Raw genomic sequence first — 20,720 nt, 5'->3', positions numbered from 1 at the left:
TAAGGACTAAAACAATATCATCCTTCCTTGCCCTGATGGACAAGGGAGTCAATTACTCGGCTGCCCCGATTATTCCACAGATGTGTGAGAATAAGTGCCAGCAGCAAAATCAAAGTAAATCCTCCTAAGATCCAGAGGCTAGCGGTCACTGGCCATTCGCTCATGCTCCAGCCTATTACGTATTGAAGCACTGAGCCGCCAATTCCGCCTGAAGCAATCAGAATACTGGTCGTCCGCTCCGTCATTCCAGGAATCAGTACGTTGGCGTAGACAAGTGCGATACAGAAGAGTCCAGACATGAATATCCCTGCACCAAAAATTAGAAGGTATGTAGCCCATTGGCTGGATATAAACACCATAGCGACTAAGAAACAGAAAGTTCCAATTGCACTCCATAGCAGATAAGGAATATATCCTGCTGATTCTGCAATCCTTCCTGAGAACATACGACCAATGATCATTGCAATCCAAAGCACGCTGACACCTAGCGAGGCAACAGATCCCTGAAGTTGTAGCGTTTCGGTCAGAATAGAAGGTAGGAAGTTCATGAGTCCAAGTTCAAGACCCATATAAACAAAGAAGAAAATAATGAAGATTCCTAGCAATACACGGTGCTGTCCTGAGTAACGGGCTTGTTCAACTGAACGCTCAGTAGTGCGGATGTCTGCTTGAGTGAGGTGAGTGGAGGCGGAAACAGGCATGGTAAGCCAAAATAGCAATAGGATAAAAGTGAGAAAGGAGATGGTGTAAAAGGTTAGATTCCAAATTCCAAACCAGATATACAGGCTAACGATCGCAGGCATAAGCAGTGCACCAAGTGCAAAATAGACATCCAGCTTGGACATCGCTACGGCTTTTTGCTCCTCCGTAAACTCAATGGTGAACGCTCCGATGGATGATTCAATAATGCCTGAGCCGAAGCCAATCCATATGGCCATTACAATGACCCAATTCCAAGAGGGAAGTAGGCCCAAGATAGTACATGAGACGACAATACTCCCCAAGGCAATAGCAAGCATGGACTTGCGGCCCATATGTAGAGCCATGAAGGGAGTGAGCAGAACACCGACAAGAAAGCCGAAAAACTGCAAGAACAGCAGTAATCCACCATCGCTGTACCCCCGTCCATAGTGAGGCAGAAAAGTCGGCAGTAATGCCCCAAGCACCACGCTGGTGACGCCGATTAATAGATAGAAAGCACAACTTAAAGCGAAAAGTCTCTTCAAGGCCTGTCCCTCCATAAGGTCATATTTTTTTATATGAGCATTGTTTTTACTAGAATATACCATTACTCTGGAAAAGTATATATATAATTCCACAGAAATTGTAAAAATAAATCGATAAACTCTTAATAATATGCATCCTGCTCCTTATCAACGTGATACACATCAGTTTTATCTTACAAGGGGACTATCAGGGTTATGGTATGAAAGATAGATTATTCGCCTGTACTTTCGTACAATTGACTTTGATTTAGAAGTTGATCCATACTTCAAATGAACGGTTGATTAAAAAACATTGGAGGGATCTTTCATGCGTTTGGGAGGAAAAGTTGCGGTCGTTACAGGCTCAGCATCAGGAATGGGGAAAGCGATTGCAGAATTATTTGCAAAAGAAGGGGCAAGTGTTGTTCTTTCAGACCTGAACATTGAAGGAGCAGAAGCGGTTGCAGCAGGAATTAAATCAGCTGGAGGAAACGCCATCGCAATAAAAACCAATGTTGCTGATTTGAATGATATACATGCTTTGATCGATACAGCTGTTAATGAATTCGGAACTCTCGACATTTTGGTTAACAATGCGGGCGTTATGGATAACATGGCGCCAGTAGGGGATGTGGACGACGAGACATGGGATTTGATATTCGATATTAATACAAAAAGCGTTATGCGTGCGATTCGCAAAGTAATCCCGATCTTCCTGGATAAAGGAAATGGAGTAATTATAAATATGGCATCTACGGGTGGCTTCAGTGGTGCGCATGCAGGCGCTGCCTATACCGCCTCAAAGCATGCGGTAGTCGGTATTACGAAAAACACGGGATTTATGTATGCTCAAAAAGGCATTCGATGCAATGCCATTGCGCCAGGTGCAACAGCTACCAACATTACTTCAACGATTCATAACTTGAATGAGTTTGGCGCATCTCGAACGAAGGTCACGCAAGGCGTAATTCCTCGTGTAGGGCAGGCTGAAGAAATCGCGAAAATAGCCCTTTTCTTGGCTTCAGACGAGTCGAGCTTTGTGAATGGGGCAGTTATTGCTGCTGATGCGGGTTGGACGGCAGGATTCTAATCAGAGTTGTGGCCCGGTTCTACTGTTGACAACAAGCTAACAAACATGAGAATTACAAATCCCCCTGACCAAAGTTTCGTGGCAGGGGGATTGTTTAATGTAAGTTCTAGTTCACATACTTCTCTATGGTGCTTCGGACTGCTCCGGGACCTGATAGCATTTCATGAAACATGGCTTCAATCTTGTCGCCCAGACCAATCTCATATAATCGGACGCCGAACAGTTTTTCATCCTCAAGGAGGTAGCGAATTTCGGAGGTCTGATCGCCTAGCTTCGTACTCTGCAAATACCCCTGCAATGTATCCAGTAACGGGTCCGGACTGAGTGAGAAGGGAGCACCTTGATCATCAACCCCCAGCAAATAACGACACCAAATCGCAATGGACAAGGGAATAGCAGTCAAGTTGGCAGGATCAAGCCCTACTGTGCTAACATAAGACTTTATGGTTTCCCCAAAACGGATGCTCATCTTTTGAGAGGTATCTGTTGCAATCCGTTGTGGTGCATCCGGAATATAGGGATTGGCGAAGCGTTCCTGCAATACCTCGTCAATGAATGCTTTCGGTTGGATAATTCCGGGATCAACCACAACAGGCAAGCCTTCCTTGTAGCCGATGGTTTCCACCAGACGACGCAAGGTGTGATCCTTCATTTCATCTGCAATGAGTTGATACCCGAGTAGACACCCAGAGAGGGCCAGCGCTGTATGTAGCGGATTGAGACAGGTAGTCACTTTCATCTTCTCCACTTTGTCCACCGTATCCCGATCCGTGAAGATGATGCCAGCTTCCTCTAGGGCAGGTCTCCCGTTTGTAAACTTGTCTTCAATGACCAAATACTCGCTAACCTCAGCATTGACGAAGGCGGCCGTATACGTATGCCTGGTGGTAACGATCATCTCCATGTCGGCCAACCCCAGCTCCCGAAGAGCAGACTGTACCTGTAAGGAAGGGCGGGGGGTGATTTTATCAATCATAGTCAGCGGGAAGGTTATTTTCTCCTCATTCTGCAGATAGTCTACAAATCCTTTCTCTACCAGGCTTCTGCGTGTCCACTCCTTGGCGATAGTAATCATACTATCCTTTAACAGATCGCCGTTATGGGAGCAATTATCCATGCTTACAAAGGTCATTGGAAGCTGTCCCTTCAGGTAACGCTGATAGACAAGCGAAGTAGCTATGCTCATCACATGCACCGGCTGTTCAGGACCATTCGCTAAATCCCTCTCTACAACAGCCAGATACTTACCGTCGGGCCCGGTGAGGCCGTATCCTTTTTCCGTGACAGTGAAGCTGGCCATTTGCAGAGTCGGATTTTCAAATACTTCAAGCAGACGGAGATAGTCATCCGGACGATTCTGCTCCGTTGCAAGGCTCTCAACGATGCTTGCGACCACACTTTTGTGAAATTTACCGTCTGCACTCATTAACACCAGTAAGGTTAGATTGTCGTAAGGCTTGTAGGCTTTGTCAATCATTTCAAAATCAAAGGTTTCGGCCGCAATTATACCTGTATCCGCTTTCAAACTATTCAGCAGTTGTTGCTGTGCATTGGCTACGAACCCCCGAAAAATATTGCCTGCTCCGAAATGCACCCATTGCGGTCTAACTCGGGTGTTATGGGCTACAAGTTCCAGATCATACTTCGGCAGTTCGATGCCTACTGCTTCCCAGGCCGCCTTATCTAAAAGACCTTTCCGGTCAAGCTGGAGCATCTATTTCACTCCTTTGCTTTGAGCGAGACTATCCCAGACACCCAGCAAGTACATAACTCCCAGTGCACGGTCATACAAACCGTATCCTGGCCGACAATTCTTTTCTTCTCCCCATAGATGTCTACCGTGATCTGGGCGCACATATCCCTGATAGCCTTTTTCGTGATAAGCTCTAACCACTTCCGGTATATCGACGCTTCCGTCTTTTCCACGGTGCGACACTTCAATAAAGTCGCCATTCTCAAACACCTTGACATTACGAATATGTGCAAAATGAATACGATCATGGAACTCCCGAATCATAGCTGGCAAATCATTCTCAGGGTTAGTCCCCAGTGAGCCTGTGCAGAAGGTTAGACCATTATATGGACTGTTCACTGCATCCAGGATGCGCCGGATGGTCTCACGACTTCGGACAATTCTCGGCAGCCCGAAGATGGGCCATGCCGGATCATCAGGATGAATGGCCATCTTGATGTCAACCTCCTCGCAAACCGGGATGATGCGCTCAAGAAAATACTTTAGGTTGTCAAACAGCTTGTCTTCGGTGACATCTGCGTAAGCAGCAAACAGTTCATCCAGTCTCGCCAACCGCTCCGGTTCCCAGCCTGGCATGGTGAACTTTCCGGCTCCCTCGAGAATCCGATTCACCATTTGACGGGGGTTATCGGTAATGGCAGCCTTTTCATAAAAGAGGGCGTTGGACCCGTCTGGCAGTTCCTTATAAAGCTCCGTTCTGGTCCAGTCAAAAATAGGCATAAAGTTATAACAAATCACCTTGACTCCCACTTTGGCCAATTTGCGAATGGTATCAATATAAATGTCAATATATTGATCGCGGGATGGCAGGCCGATTTTGATATCATCGTGGACATTTACACTCTCTACGACTGCCGTACTAAAGCCCTTGCTTGTAATCTGATCAGCTACCTCCTGAATTCGCTCCATTTCCCATATTTCACCGGCTATCTTTTCATGTAAAGACCAAACAATGCCCATAACTCCTGGAATTTGCCGGATATGATCCAGTGTAATATTGTCATTGCCTTCCCCATACCATCTCCAGGTCATGTTCATAACGATACCCTCCCTGATTGATTTTTTTAATCTTGTATACAAGATTGACTTGATCATAAAATGCAAAGTTTATCCTTGTCAATGACAATTTTTGAGGAGTCTATCACATCAAAATGCTTTATAATAAGACTAGATTTATAAAGTGAAGGCAGGAATGTTATGTTTACAAAGGAAGAAATCAAGCAGCTTTTGAAAAATGATATTTTGTCGTTGACCTTAAAGCCTGGGACTCTGCTCAGCGAGACGACCTTGTCAGAACGCTTCCAGTTGTCCAGAACTCCGCTGCGCGACGTGTTGAAACAGCTTGCGCTGGAGTCTTATATTGATATTTTTCCCAAGAAGGGGAACATTGTCTCTTATATTGATCTGGAGTCCGTAGAACAAATGAGCTACTTGAGAAGCGCAGTGGAAAAAGAGATTATGAAGGAGCTTTCTACGCAATTTGCATTAAGCGATATACAGAAGCTGAGCGAAATTTTGGACAGGCAGAGGGCTGTCATTGATGACGATCATGCTACGGATCAATTTCTCATTTTGGACGATCAGTTCCACCATACTATGTTCCGATTGGTGGGCCGAGAATTTCTTTGGCAGCTTATTCAGCAATCAAATGTTCACTATATCAGATATCGCAAGCTCCATATGCTGGAAGCAGGGAAGCTGATGGAAATCTGGCATGAGCACCAAACTATGCTTGAATATATGTTGAATCAGGATACAAGCAAAATGGATGATCTGGTTCACCATCATCTCCGAAAGGATATACATTCTCTCGAATTCCTCCGGCAGTTCGCTGACTATATCAAGAAATAATGCTGGTCTGTGTTATTCATTTTTTTGCTCGTGAGTCTAGTTGTTTGCCGTCAAGCGGTGGATGGAATTGAATGATTTTCATAGAGGTTCGATATCTTGTATACAAGACAAGTGTAATCCTGCTTGAATATATGCATAGGAGAATGTGATAAATTAAAGCATGACCAATTGAGCAATGCTTCCTTCGACTCATGACTTATGTAAACGGATTCAGTTGAAACCATAGTAGAGCGTTATTGACACACTAAGCCCCTTGCCACTTCGTAATTGTAAATAGAAGGGCAAGGGATGGAAAGTGAAGATTCTATACCCCCGAATAGGCCATAAAACCACCATCTATAGGAATGACTGCACCGGTCACAAAACCGGAAGCGGTTTCATCTGCCAGCCAAAGCAGCGTTCCGAGGAGGTCTTCAGGCTCACCGAAACGGCGCATAGGGGTGTGGGCAATAATCTTGGCCGAACGCTCGGTAAGCGAGCCGTCCTCGTTGGTGAGCAATTGTCGGTTCTGCTCTGTCAGGAAAAATCCGGGGGCAATGGCATTCACCCGAATGCCAGATTCGGCTAGATGTACGGCCAGCCACTGGGTGAAGTTGTTGATGGCGGCTTTGGCAGCGCTGTAAGCGGGAACCTTGGTCATTGGGCTGGGAGCGCTCATGGAGGATATGTTAAGGACCACAGCGCCAGGTCGTCCGATCATGCCTTTGGAAAAAACCTGTGTTGGGATTAAAGTCCCGATAAAATTTAAATCAAGCACATTGCGGAAGCCAGGTACACTGAGATCAAAAAAGGTAGTGATTCCAGACTGGTTCAGATCTTCAGGATGAAATGTCTCCAGACTCGTATTCGCACTGGGGTGGTTGCCGCCTGCTCCATTGATCAGAATATTGCACGGACCGAGCAGACGACGGACCGTCTCCTCAGCCTGCTTCACGCTTTCGACATCGGTCACATCGCAGGCAACCGCGATGGATTCTCCGCCGCTTTCACAAATTTCCTTTGCTATCAATTCGCCCTTATCAGCAGTACGGTTCAAAATGGCGACCTTGGCACCCTGGCGGGCAAGCTCCTTGGCCATGGAGCTGCACAACACGCCGGAACCGCCGGTTACCACAACTGTTTTTCCGGACAAAGCCGGATGCAGGGGAAGACTAGTCAATTTACATTCCTCTTTTCGTTGGAAGATAAGCCCGTATATGCTTATACGCGTCCTACAAGCTGTCATGAATTTTAGTCTAAAACGATAACAGATGATCTTATCTAGCTTTCTTTCTAAATTCGCTAGGTGTCATGAATATCGTTTGTTTAAAGATCTTACAAAAATACATGGACGAGTTGAAGCCACATTCGTTACCAATCTCGAGTATCGTTAACTTTGTATTGATCAGCAAGTTGCAAGCATGTTGAATCTTAATATTATTTAAATATTGAATAACCGTAAGTCCCGTGACTTCTTTAAAACGATGACACAAATAATATTTGGACATGTAAAACGACTTTGCAATATCTTCGATTTTAGTGATTTTGTTATAGTTTTGGTTGATGTACGACAGAATAGGTCCAAAGTTAGCATACTTGGAAGACTGCTGCTCCACGGTTTGGGAATCCTTATTATTATTTAATAGTGATAACAGTTCAGCTAAAAGTATAAAAATACGATCACTCTCACCCGAGACGTTTTCTTTCTCCAGGGATTTCAATAGCCTTTTCACTTTCGCAAACACTTCTTGGTTCAAAGAGATGATGATTTCTGTGTTAAAGCAGCCTAATAAAGATTTTATCGCCCGCTCCGTAAAATATAATCGCAAGAAACGCTCCGTGAAATAGACACATGTTCTGGCACAGCCTTGATTTTGGTAGCTTCTATGGAACAAATTTGGTTTGAACAGTGCAACATCATGCAGCTCAATGTCATAGATGGAGTCCTGGATCAAAATCTGATGGTACCCTTTTTCTAGAAAATAAAGTTCATATGCATCGTGATAATGAAAATTGGTCATGTTGTGGTCTGCATCATGGACGACATACTCGATTGAAAATAGGGGATGCATATGACTTACATCAGCAATCATCGCTCAACCTCCATCCTATAGCAATATAATATAACAAATCGATAATTCGGCAACATATTAAAAGATTATTGCTTGGTATTCAGGTATAGTTTAGCTACCAGATTTTCTTCCGAATGGACCACATGAGGAGGTTAGACACTTGAAATCACACCAAGGAACCCAGAATGAATTTGAACTGTTGAAAAGAAATCACACGGTGCCTGTTTTTGTTTCCGAAACGGAAAACAGCGCGGTGCATCTTGCCTTTTGCAATCTTATGCGAGATATTGATTGGGTTTGCGGTTGTAAGCTATTGCGAGCAAAAGAAATGGATCAAAGCAGCATCGTGATCGGCACGATCACAGACAATGAGCCGTTACTCGCTTATCTGCAAGAAAAAGGGGTATCGCTGAAAAAACTAGCGCTGGAGGATGGCTCATATCGGTGGGAAGCGTTTCTTCAGGAAGTCATTGACGGTGTCTTATATATCATAGGAACCGACAGGCGCGGTACCATCTTCGGAATCTATGACTTGTGCGAGGCAATGGGTGTGTCTCCGTGGTATTACTGGGCGGATGTACCGGTGAAAACCTACGATGTACTTTGTCTGCCTTTGGACTACTCCAAAGCAGATTGGCCAGCGGTTCAGTACCGGGGAATTTTCCTGAATGATGAGGAAGAGCTTGATGACTGGGCCAAGATTCATACGCAAGATGGCACCATCGGGCCTGCCGCGTATCAATCCATTTTCGAACTTTTACTTCGACTGAAGGCCAATTTCATCTGGCCTGCCATGCATGTGAATTATTTTAATGAGAATCCCGAAAATGGAGCACTCGCTGAAAAAATGGGGATTGTTGTAGGCACGTCGCATTGCGATATGTTGCTTCGCAGCAACCAGAATGAATGGGAGCCATGGCTTGCAGCCAAGGGTTATGACGACGCCTCATACGATTATTCCATCGAAGGCCGAAATCGCGAGATTCTACAGGAGTATTGGCGGGAAAGTGTCGAGAAGAATAAAAATTACGAAGTGTGTTATACGGTTGGCATGCGTGGAATCCATGATTCGGGATTTCATACGCAGGCCATTGAAGAGGACAATTCCATGACTAGGGAAGAACGGGCAGAAGCCAAGTGTTCTCTGCTAGGAAAGGTCATACAAGATCAAAAGCAAATTCTCAAGGACGTGATCGGCGAATCAAAAGAAAATGCTTCATTACAGACATTTATCCCGTACAAAGAAGTACTAGAGCTATATGACCGAGGTCTTGATATACCTGAATGTGTGACTCTTATTTGGGCAAACGATAACTTTGGGCATATGCGCCGATACCCGAATGAGAAGGAACGTCAACGCAGTGGAGGCAACGGTTTGTATTATCACAACTCTTACTGGGCAACTCCAGGAACGTCGATGAGCTATCTCTTTATCAATTCTATTCCATTGGCCCATACAGAGAATGAATTGAAAAAATCGTATGAATCCGGAATCCGAAAATTGTGGATTCTGAATGTTGGTGGGTTGAAGCCCCTTGAACAGGATATGGAATTTTTTTTGCGATCTGGCTGGGAAGCCGGCAAAGAGGAAGGAATGACCAAGAATGCATTCCAATTCGTCGAATCTTGGATAAACGCCAATTTTTCCGGCAACCACGGACCTGAAGCTGCGGAATTATATGAAACATTTGCACAGGTCACTAATGTACGAAAGATCGAACATATGCAATCCAATGTGTTTTCACAAACTGTATTAGGTGATGAAGCAGGGCGTAGATTAATGCGGCTGGAGGATATTTTTCGTCGAGGCAATGTCATAATGTACAGCCTTCCGGTCCAGGAGCGGGCTGCATTTTTCCAGATGTTTCTCATGAAAATTCACGCGTCATATTATACCAACCATGAGTTTTATTTTGCCGACAGAAGCACGCTTTCTTACGAGCGCGGAAACATGCAGGCTGCTGACCGATATGTGGAGCTTTCGATAAAAATGGCGGACTACAAACGAAGAATGCTTCATTTCTACAATGCAAAAATGAGTGAAGGCAAGTGGAATGGAATCCTCACACCGGAAAGCTTTCCACCACCGCCTACCGCCTTGTATCCTGCGCGAAAGCCCGCATTGAAAATTGCTCAGGGTGGCATGAGAATCGACCTTTGGAATGAAGAAACCACACTGCGCTTTTCCATCCATGGTCAAAAACAAAAATGGTTTGAGATTGGAAACCAGGGGAACGGGACTATTCCATTCACGATTGAGGTAATGGAAGGCGAAGATTGGATCATTCTTTCCGAAAGTGAAGGATTGATCCAAACGGAGAAAAGAATTCTTGTCTCGGTCATCGATTCGCATAAGCATGCTGGAAAGACTGGACAACTGACCGTCCGAAACCATAAAGATATGACTTCTGTTCCAATAAAGGTGCAAGTTGAGGAAGGTGTAAATGTTCCTGAAACGTTTTACGGACATATAGAGGCAGACGGATATGTGTCTATCCCAGCAGCCTCCTACGACCATAATGTTCCCGGTGCAGATTCGACCGATAAGTCTGGTTGGGTGGTCATACCGGGGATGGGAAGATATGAGGGAGCCGCGATGATGGCCTGGAACGGTGAACTACGACCCCTTGGAGGAGAGCTTAAGAATCATCCATATTTAGGATACGATATTTTTTTGAAAGAGGCTGGGCAGTTTACCTTAGAGATTCACCGTTTTCTTACTTTAAATTCGACAGGCAACATTCGTTTCGGTATCGGAGTTGATGATACAGCACCTATTCTGGTAGAATCAGAGACTCGTGACGAGTGGCTGGGCACCTGGCAGGAATCCGTTTTTAATAACGGTGAGAAGATAAGAGTGGAGCTGCCCTACCTAGCTTCCGGTATACATGTCTTAAGAATTTATATGGTAGATCCTTATGTCACGATTAACAAGTTAGTGATATATACGAATGAGCAAAAAACGTGCAATTTAGGACCGATTGCCAGTCAGCATTATCATAGGTTGGTTACCGATCACGGTCTGGAAAGTCCTACTGTGAATTGGAATGAAATCGAACAATTATGTAATCAATTTTACGAAACGGGAGAGCATGAAGTACCTCTCCCCGTCGTTCTTTATGCCACAAGAGATTTTTACGCTACCATCGATGAGATCTTCTTGAAATGTTTTGATGTTCCGCAGACCATGTTGGGGGACAAACGCTATGTGGACATCTGTGATGCTGACGGTACAAAGGATATTATAAAAGAATTTGGTGCGGGTATGTTTATCGAATCAAACGGGATCGTTGCGATCGAAGCCGAATATGCATTGGAAAACTCTAAAAATGCGTATCTCACGTCCAGTAAAGACGATAATGCTATTGATTGGAGCCACGTACAGGCCGAAACCAATGGAAGAACAGGTTTCGCCATGCATGTCTCTGAGCCTGGAAGGCAGTGGGAGAACCCGGAGATTGCTCCAGGGATGCATTACAAAATAAACATCACGAATTCAGGTGATTACCATATTTGGATTTTGGTTCGACATCATAACGGCCAATCCGATTCATGCTACTTATCGCTGGACGGCGTAGTAAGACCTTTATCCGAACAACTGGGCCAGGGCACACTGCATACGTATAACACCGCTCAAGTGTACTATTGGTGTTTACTGTCGGATTTGGAATTGCCCAGTGGTGTTCACCTGTTTTCGATCTTAGCTCGAAAGTCACAACTCAGAGTCGACCGGATATATATGACACAAGGGAGCGAATTACCGCCTGTGGATGCTCTCTGGACGGATTCGATAAGAAAACAGTCCTAAGCTAAAGCAGCGTCTCCATGCTGAAAGAGCGGAATCTAGATACATGTTGAGATTCCGCTCTTTTTTTGATAAATAGTAAAAGAAACAATTCATTCCTGAAGATTCTTTAGTATAAGTTTCAAGTGTTCTCTAGCTGATTGATTCAATGGTTGTAAGGGCAAAGGAAGACTGGGACTTGAGATTAAGCCACTTATTTCTGCTGCTGCTGAAACAACACGAAGGCTACCATACTGATGAAATAACGTCCAAATAGGTTCAAGTAGTGTCGAGAGTCGTTCTGCTTCGTCAGCAAAACCGTCCTGGGCCAATCGGGTTATTTTTAGACATGCCTTTGGAAACAAACCAGCGAGAACGGAGTACCATGCTTCACAACCTGCATTCAAGCCGGTGACTGCAAATGAATCTCCACTTACTCCTATAGTTACATGGGGAGGAATCGACTCTCGTAGTTTTTTGATGCGTGTCTTGGCTGCTTCGGGATCAGTAGGTACTCCGGGAATCTTAATAGAACCAACATGAGGTAACTCAGCAATTCGGCCGTGCAATTCGTCACTGAAATGAAAATGGGAGGTACCTGGATTATCATAGACACAAAGTGGAATGGAGAGTGAACGGGTTACCTGTTCATAGAGTGAAAATACTTCTTCATTCGTTAGTGCTTGATAGGAGATAGGGGCTAGCAGCACTGCACTTGCTCCTGCTCTTTGTGCATCTTCCGCTAATCGAAGTACTTCTAAGGTACGAATCGCACTTATACTTGTCATCACGGGAATCCTGTCTGCTGAGTGGACAGCAAGTTGAAGAACCCGGAAACGTTCTTCTCGATTAAGATATGCATAATTTCCAGTTGAACCCAATGCCCCAATTGAGTCTACACCAGCTGCAACTAATCGTTGAATCAGTGCTACAAATGCTTTTTCGTCAATGCCTGTCTCATTCACCGGGGTGAGTGGAAAAGCAGATAATCCGTGGAACATAAAGTTACACTCCTTTATGAATTGACCTTCAAAATACAAACACATTATAAAAATGAATAAGACACAATTAAAGTACCAATTAAGAGACAAATAACTGTACCAATTCTTCTAGAGAAACTTAAAATTGAAAATAAAGATTCTGTATCGAAATTAATGTAATGATATTACGCCTTCAGATCAGGTTAGTTGAATGCTTTTTGTCTTTATCATGATTTGGTGATGTACCAGAGTGTGTTAAGATGCGATCTAATACTTTTCCAGTGAGGGGCATGAAATAATTGAGTATTAGCCCCCCTAGACCAACAGTTAACAAAGTTCCGATGCCAATGGGTCCATTTAAAATGAACGCTATGACCAAGAATATGAGGTAAATGAATGTTCTTGAAAAAAATAGATTTGTTCTAGTTAATTCCTGTACGATTATTGTTAATCGGTCAACTGGAATGGGCGCAAAGTTTGTCTGTAAATATGTTGCAGTTCCTAATCCAACAACAATTAAACCAATTCCAAAACAAACAACTTTGCTGTACCATAGTTCAGGCGTTAACACATCCTGCAATAAAAAAAGCCACATATCAATACCAATCCCCGTTATAAATGCTGTTAACAACCCCAAAACTTCTGGTCTTTGTCTATTTAAAAGTGAATTACAACAGATCAAAATCAAAGCCATTATGATTTCCCAACTTCCTACAGTAAGCCCCACATTTGTGGATAGTCCTACCAAAAGTGCATCAAAAGGTGATGTCCCAAGGTCTGATTGTATAGTGAAAGAAATACCAAGGGATAATATAAAAATTCCTATTACAAAAAAAACATATTTCACTTTACTCGACCTCTTTATTATAATTTCAAGTTGCAAATGCAACAAAATTAGGGTAGATTAAATATATACTATGTTTATTGCATTTGCAACAAAATAGGGGCAAAGGAGTTCATTATGAAGGAAGTACTTCGTGAAATTGGAATGATAGCAAGGGCATTAGATTCTATCAGTAATATTGAATTCAAAGAATATGACCTTACAAAAGGACAGTATTTATACCTTGTACGAATATGTGAAAACCCAGGAATTATTCAAGAAAAGTTAGCTGAGATGATAAAAGTAGATCGAACAACAGCATCTCGCGCTATCCAAAAACTTGTAATTAATGGTTTTATTGAAAAGAAAGAGGATCAGCATAACAAAAAAATTAATAAACTCTTTCCAACAGAAAAAGGAAACAGTGTTTATCCTTTCATAAAAAGAGAACATGATTATTCGGATCAAGTTGCATTAGCGGGATTTTCGGAAAGTGAAGTAAACACTATTTTTACTCTTCTTCAAAGAGTAAGAAAAAATATAAGTGATGAATGGGAATTCGTGAAAAAAGGGAACAAAAGAAATTATTAATTGATTTATATGAAGGAGCGATATAGTTATAATGAATGTGAAAATGATCAAATGCAGCTGTGAAGATGTACAAATACTCCAAGAAATAAGCATTGAAACATTCAACGATACTTTTAAAGATCAAAATTCACCTGAAAATATGCAAGCCTATCTGGAAAGAGCATTTAACTTGAAACAGCTGGATAAGGAATTGGCTAATGTCTCTTCAGAAATCTTTTTCATCTATTTCAATGAAGAGCTTGCCGGATATTTGAAGATCAATATAAATGATGCCCAATCCGAAAAAATGGGTGATGAGTCACTCGAAGTGGAGAGGATTTATATTAAAAACAAATTTCAAAAACATGGGCTGGGTAAGCATCTGTTAAATAAAGCTATGGAAATTGCACTGGGACATCATAAAAAGAAGGTTTGGCTCGGGGTATGGGAAAAAAATGAAAATGCCATTGCTTTTTATAAGAAAATGGGGTTTGTTCAAACGGGTGCACACTCTTTTTATATGGGGGATGAAGAACAAATTGATTTCATAATGACCAAATCAATGATACTATAATTGAATTTAAAAATGTTTTCTAGGGTTCCGCGATGTCATATCGGCTGGTCCGAGAGAAAACTCACAGTCGTTGTACTGTGTCACGGAGGGATAAAAGCCTGGGAGAAAAACTGCTGTATGCAGTATGATCTCAGGCTTTTTTTAATTGCTGCTTAGATCCATATTACATTTGCAACGTTATCAAAAAGGAGGAAGTACAAAATGAACAAGACATGGTTATCTGTTGTAATTGCGGCATTATTTGAAGTTGCATGGGTTATCGGGCTGAAACATGCCAGTGGATGGTTAGAGTGGGGAGGGACTTTGGTTGCTATTTTTGTAAGTTTCATACTCATGATTATGGCTTCCCGCACGCTTCCGGTTGGAACCGTATATTCAGTGTTTGTCGGTTTGGGAACAGCCGGAACTGTATTGGCAGAAATATTGTTGTTTGGTGCTGAGGTGCAGGGATCTAAATTCATGCTGATTGGGTTGCTTCTGCTCGGAGTTGTAGGACTCAAAATACAGAATAAAGAGAAGAAACAAGGAAAAGAGGTGCACTAACGGATGAACTGGGTATTTCTTATTTTGGCAGGCGTATTTGAAATGATTGGAGTTCTCATGATTAATAAGCTCCATAAGGACCGGAATTTCTTGTCCATTTTCTGCTTGCTTGGAGGCTTTGGATTGAGTTTTTTCTTTTTAAACCTAGCCATGGAAGCACTACCCATGGGAACAGCCTATGCCGTCTGGACTGGTATTGGAGCTTCGGGCGGGGCCATACTGGGTATGATCTTTTATGGTGAACCACGTAATACCACGAGAATTTTGTTTATTGCGATGGTACTCAGCTCAGCGGTTGGACTAAAGCTTGTAGGCTGAACAATGATGGGATTTGAAGACAAACTCCCTATACTGGGAAAGCAGCTAGGGAGTTTGCTAATTTATGTTCTATGATGTCCTTCGTCATTGGGGTAAAGTGACAGACTTGATTTGAGCTGCGGTATTTCCGTAAATATCCTTCGCCAGCACGAGAATATGCAGTGTATCAGCTTGGGAGGCGCCTCCCTGTTTGTATATCGTAGTTGGAAGTGTTGCTGACCAATTAGCTTTATCCTCTGTAATAGCGACACGCATGCCATTGACATAAACTTTGAGCTGAGCGATTTCACTTTGATCTGTGACTGAACCTTTCAAAGCGAGAATATCACCCTTGACCGAAGCATTCAACTTAAGTGCAGGAGCTCCTGTTTCCTTGCGTTTAGAGGGTGGAAGAGCAGTTTGCGGGTTATAGGAAAAGGTTTCATCCTCAAGCGCTGGCGTGCGTGTTGCAATAGGACGGTTTTTGGTTGCCTGCTCATAGGAATAAGCGTATCGAAGCAGGTCATTATCGCTATATGCAGCACCTGCCATCGTCAGATTGACGGGCATACCCGTATCCTTCATTGCGCCCATACTCACAGACACACTTGGGATCCCGTACTCGCGTAGAAGGAAATTCGTATTGGAGAAATAGTTGCCATTCTCCCAAGCCTCCTCATAAGACGTTTCATTCACATCAGAATCAGCCTTGCCAATATTCGAATTGGCCGGGAAAGCAATAAAATCAAGGTTGTTTTGCTTCATCCAATTTTCAAAATCTATCTTTCGTACATTTTCCAGCCCCCGTAGCCCTTCTTGAAACTGAGGAATTTGTTCGTAAGGGGTGACGCCTTTCTTTATGGTGTCAATGAATACGTCATAGTGACCAAGGTCTCTGCCACGCTTGGCATCGACTGAACCGGGCGGATTTGGAAAGACGGTTGCAGGGTCGATATTAGCCCATGACGGGAAATTCGGATCGCCCACACTTTTAAGGAATTCCTCAGCTACATAAGGATTAAGCAGTCCGAATTCCTTTTCAGCCCACTTTGCCGGCATCAAACCGCGTTCTTCAGGTGTTTTCGCTGTTGGCCGATCCTTCTCGCTGTTTATCTGCAAGGGGAAGTCAACTTCCACAACCTCAGCTCCAAGAGCAGTTAAATCCTTTACAGCTTTTTCCCATAATGCTTGTATGGAAGGTCTGAATTTAATCGGAGTTGAGGTTTCAGAGTCCTTACCGATATAGATTTTCGGAACACCGATGCGTTTGCCTTTCAAAGCCTGCGTATCTCGCAACTCCAGATAGGAATTGGGACGGACACTGTTGACAGAAGGGAGCCGAACGGCTTTCTGTTCTCGCCAAAAATCGCCCTTGGTGATCTTATCCTCAACAACAATCACGTCAAGCAGGCGGAGCATGTCCTCGATAGTTCTCGTATGTGGAACAACGACATCCCGTATAGGGAAGAGCGGCCAATTCCCCCGAATGGAGATTAGGCCCCGCGATGGGGTGTAGGCAATTAAACCATTGTTCGATGCTGGTGATCTTCCAGAGGATACCGTTTCTTCCCCCATACCGAAGGCAGCGAAGTTGGCGGCTGTTGACACGCCAGATCCGTTAGAGGAACCAGAGTACCAGGCTGCAGCCAAATAATCTGGATTGTACGGACTTTCGGCACGACCATAAACGCCTCTTTGCATTCCACCGGCTGCCATTGGCGGCATATTGGTTTTACCAATGAGCACCCCACCGGATTTTCGTATCTTCTCTACTGTAAAGGCATCATCTTTTGCCATCAGGTTTTTGAAAGCCGGAGATCCAGAAGCAACAGTGAGTCCCTTAACCTTGTAACTGTCTTTAACCGTGTAGGGGATGCCTTGCAGAGGCCCGGTATTAATCCCCTGTGCCCTTTGCTGATCAGCCTGAGCGGCTTCTTTTAGTACGTCAGGATTCAGAACAGGGATGGAATTCAGCCGAATGCCACTAGAATCATAGGTATATACCCGGTTAAGGTACATGGCTGTGAGCTCGACACTCGATAGTGCTCCTGACTTCATCGCGTCCTGCATCTGAGCAATCGTAGCCTCTTGCAATTGAAATGTAACCAGGGAGGAGGTAGGTTCACTAGTTTTACTTGAGGATGAGAGTGAGAGTGAAGGAGCGGCGGATGCAAGCGAGCATCCCGTGAGAGTTACAATCATACCAGCTGCGATCCATTTGTAATAGCTACCGATTACATTCCTTGTACTCGCTTTTAACGTTCGTGCGCGCATAGCATTTTCACTCCTTAAAATAAGATAGGTAGGATCAAGAATTTGAATAGAGGGGAATGAGGAAGGGTCTCTTTTTTTGTATAAATCTTTCTATTTATACTACTTATTTTCATTGTAAATGTCAATTTTTGTAATGTTGAAAGCAAGAAAGTACAGCTATTAAGTTGCATTACAATCCTTGATACGTAAAGATACTTTCAGGACTGATATATTTTGGTTCCAATCAAGTAATCTATGAGAACAAATTAATATGAAGAATAAACAACTCAGTAATCGGATTTCTACAGGAGGCGGGTCAGTATATTAAATAAAAGATACATTGAAAGAGATCCACTATGAAGCATTAAAAGAAAAAAGACAACTTAATTACGCTAGTTTTTCACAATTATAATCGGCGCTCCTAGAGGGCAATAATACCAGTTATCCAACAAGTGGTCATCTTGAATTTTCGATCTCGTTATCCGTTTTACGGATCGATTTATAACAAGTTCAGAGAAAGCTTTCACTGTTTGAGATAGCCATTTTTTCTTTTTAATCAGAGTATGGGAGTATATAGGATCGAGCTTTTTGGAATGATTTACAATTTAAGTTTTCCTCTATTTACGTTTCTTTAACTGTAATATAAGGCAAAAAAGAAAATCCAAGCCCACTCATAACGGTTTTTGTGATCGCCTCTACACTCCATAACTCCATGGTTTGAAAATGAAACTGGAAATGAAAATGAAGAAAAATGTTGAGCAAAAAGACCTATTTTTCAAGATATTACTATTATCAAACATTGAAGTGCCGATAAACATAATAGCGCAGAAAAAACAGGTATATATACCAACTCAAAGGAGAATTACATAAAGGAGGGATCGAGGATAAAATAGCGGAGGATTTATTATAAACACACTAATATAAGGGGAATGTAAATGTTGAAAAGAATACTATTAGTATCCATTGTTTTTTGCCTAGTAATAAGTACGTTTGGATTCACTGAGAAAACATTGCCGAAAGCTGCAGCATCCACTGGATTTGCTCATCCTGGCCTATTACATACGAAAGAAGATTTTGACCGAATGAAGCAAATGATTCATGAAGGCAGACAACCCTATTTGGATGGTTGGAATCAATTGCTGTCCAGTCCACTATCACAGGCTGGATGGAAACCACGCGCTACTTCTACCATTATCCGGGGAGGAAGTGGGCAAAATGTAGCTGTGTTTTACAATGATATAGCTCGTGCTTATCAGAATGCACTTCGTTGGAAAATTACAGGGGACACCGCAAATGGAGATACAGCTCGTGATATTTTGAATGCCTGGTCCTCTAATCTTAAAACGATCTCCGGCAATGCTGATCGCTACTTAGCGGCGGGAATTTATGGATATGAGTTGGCTAATGCAGCAGAACTTATGAGAGATTATCCGGGGTTTAATGTGGAACAAATGCAGAACATGCTTCTTACCGTATTTTACAAACCATTGAACGAGAGATTCCTTATTGGCAATGAATATGGCAATAGTCATAATGATTCATATATACAGAATTACTGGGCGAACTGGGATCTAAGCAATATGGCTGCCACCATTGCAATCGGAATATTCTGTGACCGCCGGGATATTTATGATATCGGTGTTGAATATTTTAAAAATGGTGCAGGAAATGGGTCCATTTATAATGCGATTCCATTCCTTCATCCTGATGGTCTTGCCCAATGGCAAGAGTCTGGAAGGGACCAAGCGCATACTCAATTAGGTATTGGTTTAATGGCCACAATTGCTGAAATGGCGTGGAATCAGGGAGATGACCTTTATGGATGGGCGGACAATCGTTTTCTGCGTGCTGCTGAATATGTTGCCAAGTACAACAATGGCGAGGATGTGCCATTTACAACTTATGAATGGGGATCAGGTAGAAACGGCGCGATAAATAGTCAATCCGGAATATCGCCTGCCAGTCGCAATGAAATGCGGCCCATCTGGGCAATGATCTATAACCACTATGTCAATCGAAAAGGTCTGTCTGCACCCAATATTGCTGCCCGAATGGCTCTGGAAAGTACCGAAGGTGGTCCGAATTTGAAATATCCATCAACGTTTGACCAACTTGGTTTCGGAACTCTTCTCTATACCCGGCCAGCTGGCAGCGGAGATAAAGCAAGCATTCCTGATGGAAATGTTTCTAATGGTATTTATCGTTTCATCGTGCGTTTGGACGGCAAGGTCATGGAAGCCGATAATACGATAGAAGGTGCAAATGTAATTAAATCAACCTATGCAGGTAAAGAAAATCAGCAATGGAGTGTTACGCATCTAGGTGGCGGTCAATACAGTATCAAGAATGTGCAGAGTGGACGTTCACTCGAGGTAACAAATGGCTCTCTGGATCATGGCGCTAAATTCCAACTGGCTGCTAGTACTGACCAAGATCAACAAAAATTTGCTTTTATCTCTACAGGAGATGGTTACTATCGCATCACTCCTGTCATTTCCAATAAGCCAGCTGATGTCACAGGCCTATCCACTGCAGAGGGAGTTCCTATCCAGCAATGGCGGTATACATCCAATTATAATCAACAATGGAAGCTTGAATCTATTGAATAGCACTGATCAATAATTTGCCTAAAAGCATCATTCTAACATTTGTTTATTCATTCAGTTGAATCTCATTCAGCATTTCTTAGTCAAGCCACAATATTGGAAAAGATGTACGGTCAAAAACTGGTGTCGATATTCCGTTGGGCGCCAGTTTTTCTATAATTGAAAGAGAACAATTCCTGCTTACCCTATTCAAAACGCGATGACCCGGGACATTCGTCAGGCGGCTGCAAAAGCGAACAGCCCCGAGTATATGTCACTTTGGGCGGGCCAGGGTCTTCGGTTAGCTAACGACCAACCTGCTGCTTCTACTGTAAAACAAACCATTGATGAAGCCAGTATT

16 protein-coding genes, 1 pseudogene and 1 riboswitch are annotated in these 20,720 nt (G+C 43.1%); of the genes and pseudogenes, 8 read left to right on the top strand and 9 right to left on the bottom strand.

Annotated elements, in window-relative coordinates; translation table 11 throughout:
- Positions 1-17: 17 nt before the first annotated feature.
- Complete coding sequence (locus tag G9G57_RS15370; RefSeq protein ID WP_017426896.1) at positions 18-1,226, bottom strand: MFS transporter; 1,209 nt, start codon at positions 1,224-1,226, stop codon at positions 18-20.
- Positions 1,227-1,533: 307 nt separating this feature from the next.
- On the opposite strand from G9G57_RS15370, the gene G9G57_RS15365 reads away from it, so the two are divergent.
- Positions 1,534-2,295, top strand: coding sequence for an SDR family oxidoreductase (locus tag G9G57_RS15365; protein ID WP_164965164.1), 762 nt, complete (start codon positions 1,534-1,536; stop codon positions 2,293-2,295).
- A gap of 106 nt (positions 2,296-2,401) precedes the next feature.
- On the opposite strand, the gene G9G57_RS15360 is transcribed toward G9G57_RS15365, so the two are convergent.
- Positions 2,402-4,009, bottom strand: coding sequence for a mannitol dehydrogenase family protein (locus G9G57_RS15360; RefSeq protein WP_164965163.1), 1,608 nt, complete (start codon positions 4,007-4,009; stop codon positions 2,402-2,404).
- On the bottom strand, positions 4,010-5,086 hold the full coding sequence (gene uxuA / locus G9G57_RS15355; RefSeq protein WP_102998106.1) for a mannonate dehydratase: 1,077 nt from the start codon (positions 5,084-5,086) through the stop codon (positions 4,010-4,012).
- 159 nt (positions 5,087-5,245) lie between these two features.
- Here uxuA and G9G57_RS15350 point away from each other — a divergent pair, with 159 nt between their 5' ends.
- Positions 5,246-5,899, top strand: coding sequence for a GntR family transcriptional regulator (locus tag G9G57_RS15350; RefSeq protein ID WP_016818789.1), 654 nt, complete (start codon positions 5,246-5,248; stop codon positions 5,897-5,899).
- 304 nt (positions 5,900-6,203) lie between these two features.
- On the opposite strand, the gene G9G57_RS15345 is transcribed toward G9G57_RS15350, so the two are convergent.
- Complete coding sequence (locus G9G57_RS15345; RefSeq protein WP_164965162.1) at positions 6,204-7,058, bottom strand: SDR family oxidoreductase; 855 nt, start codon at positions 7,056-7,058, stop codon at positions 6,204-6,206.
- Between the two features lie 97 nt (positions 7,059-7,155).
- The gene (locus G9G57_RS15340; RefSeq protein WP_058712353.1) at positions 7,156-7,971 is read right to left on the bottom strand and encodes an AraC family transcriptional regulator; all 816 of its coding nucleotides are present in this window, start codon (positions 7,969-7,971) and stop codon (positions 7,156-7,158) included.
- A gap of 139 nt (positions 7,972-8,110) precedes the next feature.
- On the opposite strand from G9G57_RS15340, the gene G9G57_RS15335 reads away from it, so the two are divergent.
- On the top strand, positions 8,111-11,758 hold the full coding sequence (locus G9G57_RS15335) for a glycosyl hydrolase 115 family protein (protein WP_164965161.1): 3,648 nt from the start codon (positions 8,111-8,113) through the stop codon (positions 11,756-11,758).
- Positions 11,759-11,847: 89 nt separating this feature from the next.
- Here G9G57_RS15335 and G9G57_RS15330 read toward each other — a convergent pair whose 3' ends face one another.
- Positions 11,848-12,735 (bottom strand): dihydrodipicolinate synthase family protein, encoded by an 888-nt coding sequence (locus G9G57_RS15330; protein WP_164965160.1) that lies wholly within the window; start codon positions 12,733-12,735, stop codon positions 11,848-11,850.
- Between the two features lie 172 nt (positions 12,736-12,907).
- Positions 12,908-13,561 carry a YczE/YyaS/YitT family protein gene (locus tag G9G57_RS15325; protein WP_058831434.1) on the bottom strand — a complete coding sequence of 218 codons (654 nt, stop codon included), beginning with the start codon at positions 13,559-13,561 and terminating at the stop codon, positions 12,908-12,910.
- 114 nt (positions 13,562-13,675) lie between these two features.
- Here G9G57_RS15325 and G9G57_RS15320 point away from each other — a divergent pair, with 114 nt between their 5' ends.
- From G9G57_RS15320 to G9G57_RS15305, 4 genes are all read left to right on the top strand, one after another.
- Complete coding sequence (locus G9G57_RS15320; RefSeq protein WP_017426905.1) at positions 13,676-14,128, top strand: MarR family winged helix-turn-helix transcriptional regulator; 453 nt, start codon at positions 13,676-13,678, stop codon at positions 14,126-14,128.
- A 31-nt stretch (positions 14,129-14,159) separates the two neighbouring features.
- Complete coding sequence (locus G9G57_RS15315) at positions 14,160-14,681, top strand: GNAT family N-acetyltransferase (protein ID WP_164965159.1); 522 nt, start codon at positions 14,160-14,162, stop codon at positions 14,679-14,681.
- Between the two features lie 8 nt (positions 14,682-14,689).
- Positions 14,690-14,788, top strand: a riboswitch (guanidine-I (ykkC/yxkD leader).
- Positions 14,789-14,882: 94 nt separating this feature from the next.
- Complete coding sequence (locus G9G57_RS15310; RefSeq protein ID WP_044787892.1) at positions 14,883-15,224, top strand: DMT family transporter; 342 nt, start codon at positions 14,883-14,885, stop codon at positions 15,222-15,224.
- A 3-nt stretch (positions 15,225-15,227) separates the two neighbouring features.
- The gene (locus tag G9G57_RS15305) at positions 15,228-15,542 is read left to right on the top strand and encodes a DMT family transporter (protein ID WP_044787890.1); all 315 of its coding nucleotides are present in this window, start codon (positions 15,228-15,230) and stop codon (positions 15,540-15,542) included.
- An 84-nt stretch (positions 15,543-15,626) separates the two neighbouring features.
- On the opposite strand, the gene G9G57_RS15300 is transcribed toward G9G57_RS15305, so the two are convergent.
- Together G9G57_RS15300 and G9G57_RS25910 are read right to left on the bottom strand one after the other, a co-directional pair.
- Positions 15,627-17,795, bottom strand: a complete 2,169-nt coding sequence (locus G9G57_RS15300) for an amidase (protein WP_044787889.1) — start codon at positions 17,793-17,795, stop codon at positions 15,627-15,629.
- Between the two features lie 476 nt (positions 17,796-18,271).
- Positions 18,272-18,500 (bottom strand): annotated as a pseudogene (locus G9G57_RS25910) (LysR substrate-binding domain-containing protein); the annotation flags it as partial.
- A 209-nt stretch (positions 18,501-18,709) separates the two neighbouring features.
- On the opposite strand from G9G57_RS25910, the gene G9G57_RS15295 reads away from it, so the two are divergent.
- On the top strand, positions 18,710-20,383 hold the full coding sequence (locus tag G9G57_RS15295) for an RICIN domain-containing protein (RefSeq protein WP_164965158.1): 1,674 nt from the start codon (positions 18,710-18,712) through the stop codon (positions 20,381-20,383).
- The last annotated feature ends 337 nt before the right edge of the window (positions 20,384-20,720 follow it).

Origin of the sequence: Paenibacillus sp. EKM211P (assembly GCF_011066175.1) — a bacterium.
In the GTDB taxonomy this organism is placed as follows: domain Bacteria; phylum Bacillota; class Bacilli; order Paenibacillales; family Paenibacillaceae; genus Paenibacillus; species Paenibacillus polymyxa.
Note: the sequence above shows the minus strand (reverse complement) of the source record. Positions and strands in the feature narration are given on the sequence as shown.

What these genes read in the sequence shown, in the direction of transcription:
- G9G57_RS15365 (WP_164965164.1), top strand. Translation starts at nt 1,534, where the DNA reads ATGCGTTTGGGAGGAAAAGTTGCGGTCGTTACAGGCTCAGCATCAGGA.
- G9G57_RS15360 (WP_164965163.1), bottom strand. Translation starts at nt 4,009, where the DNA reads ATGCTCCAGCTTGACCGGAAAGGTCTTTTAGATAAGGCGGCCTGGGAA.
- uxuA (WP_102998106.1), bottom strand. Translation starts at nt 5,086, where the DNA reads ATGAACATGACCTGGAGATGGTATGGGGAAGGCAATGACAATATTACA.
- G9G57_RS15350 (WP_016818789.1), top strand. Translation starts at nt 5,246, where the DNA reads ATGTTTACAAAGGAAGAAATCAAGCAGCTTTTGAAAAATGATATTTTG.
- G9G57_RS15340 (WP_058712353.1), bottom strand. Translation starts at nt 7,971, where the DNA reads ATGATTGCTGATGTAAGTCATATGCATCCCCTATTTTCAATCGAGTAT.
- G9G57_RS15330 (WP_164965160.1), bottom strand. Translation starts at nt 12,735, where the DNA reads ATGTTCCACGGATTATCTGCTTTTCCACTCACCCCGGTGAATGAGACA.
- G9G57_RS15320 (WP_017426905.1), top strand. Translation starts at nt 13,676, where the DNA reads ATGAAGGAAGTACTTCGTGAAATTGGAATGATAGCAAGGGCATTAGAT.
- G9G57_RS15315 (WP_164965159.1), top strand. Translation starts at nt 14,160, where the DNA reads ATGAATGTGAAAATGATCAAATGCAGCTGTGAAGATGTACAAATACTC.
- G9G57_RS15310 (WP_044787892.1), top strand. Translation starts at nt 14,883, where the DNA reads ATGAACAAGACATGGTTATCTGTTGTAATTGCGGCATTATTTGAAGTT.
- G9G57_RS15305 (WP_044787890.1), top strand. Translation starts at nt 15,228, where the DNA reads ATGAACTGGGTATTTCTTATTTTGGCAGGCGTATTTGAAATGATTGGA.
- G9G57_RS15300 (WP_044787889.1), bottom strand. Translation starts at nt 17,795, where the DNA reads ATGCGCGCACGAACGTTAAAAGCGAGTACAAGGAATGTAATCGGTAGC.
- G9G57_RS15295 (WP_164965158.1), top strand. Translation starts at nt 18,710, where the DNA reads ATGTTGAAAAGAATACTATTAGTATCCATTGTTTTTTGCCTAGTAATA.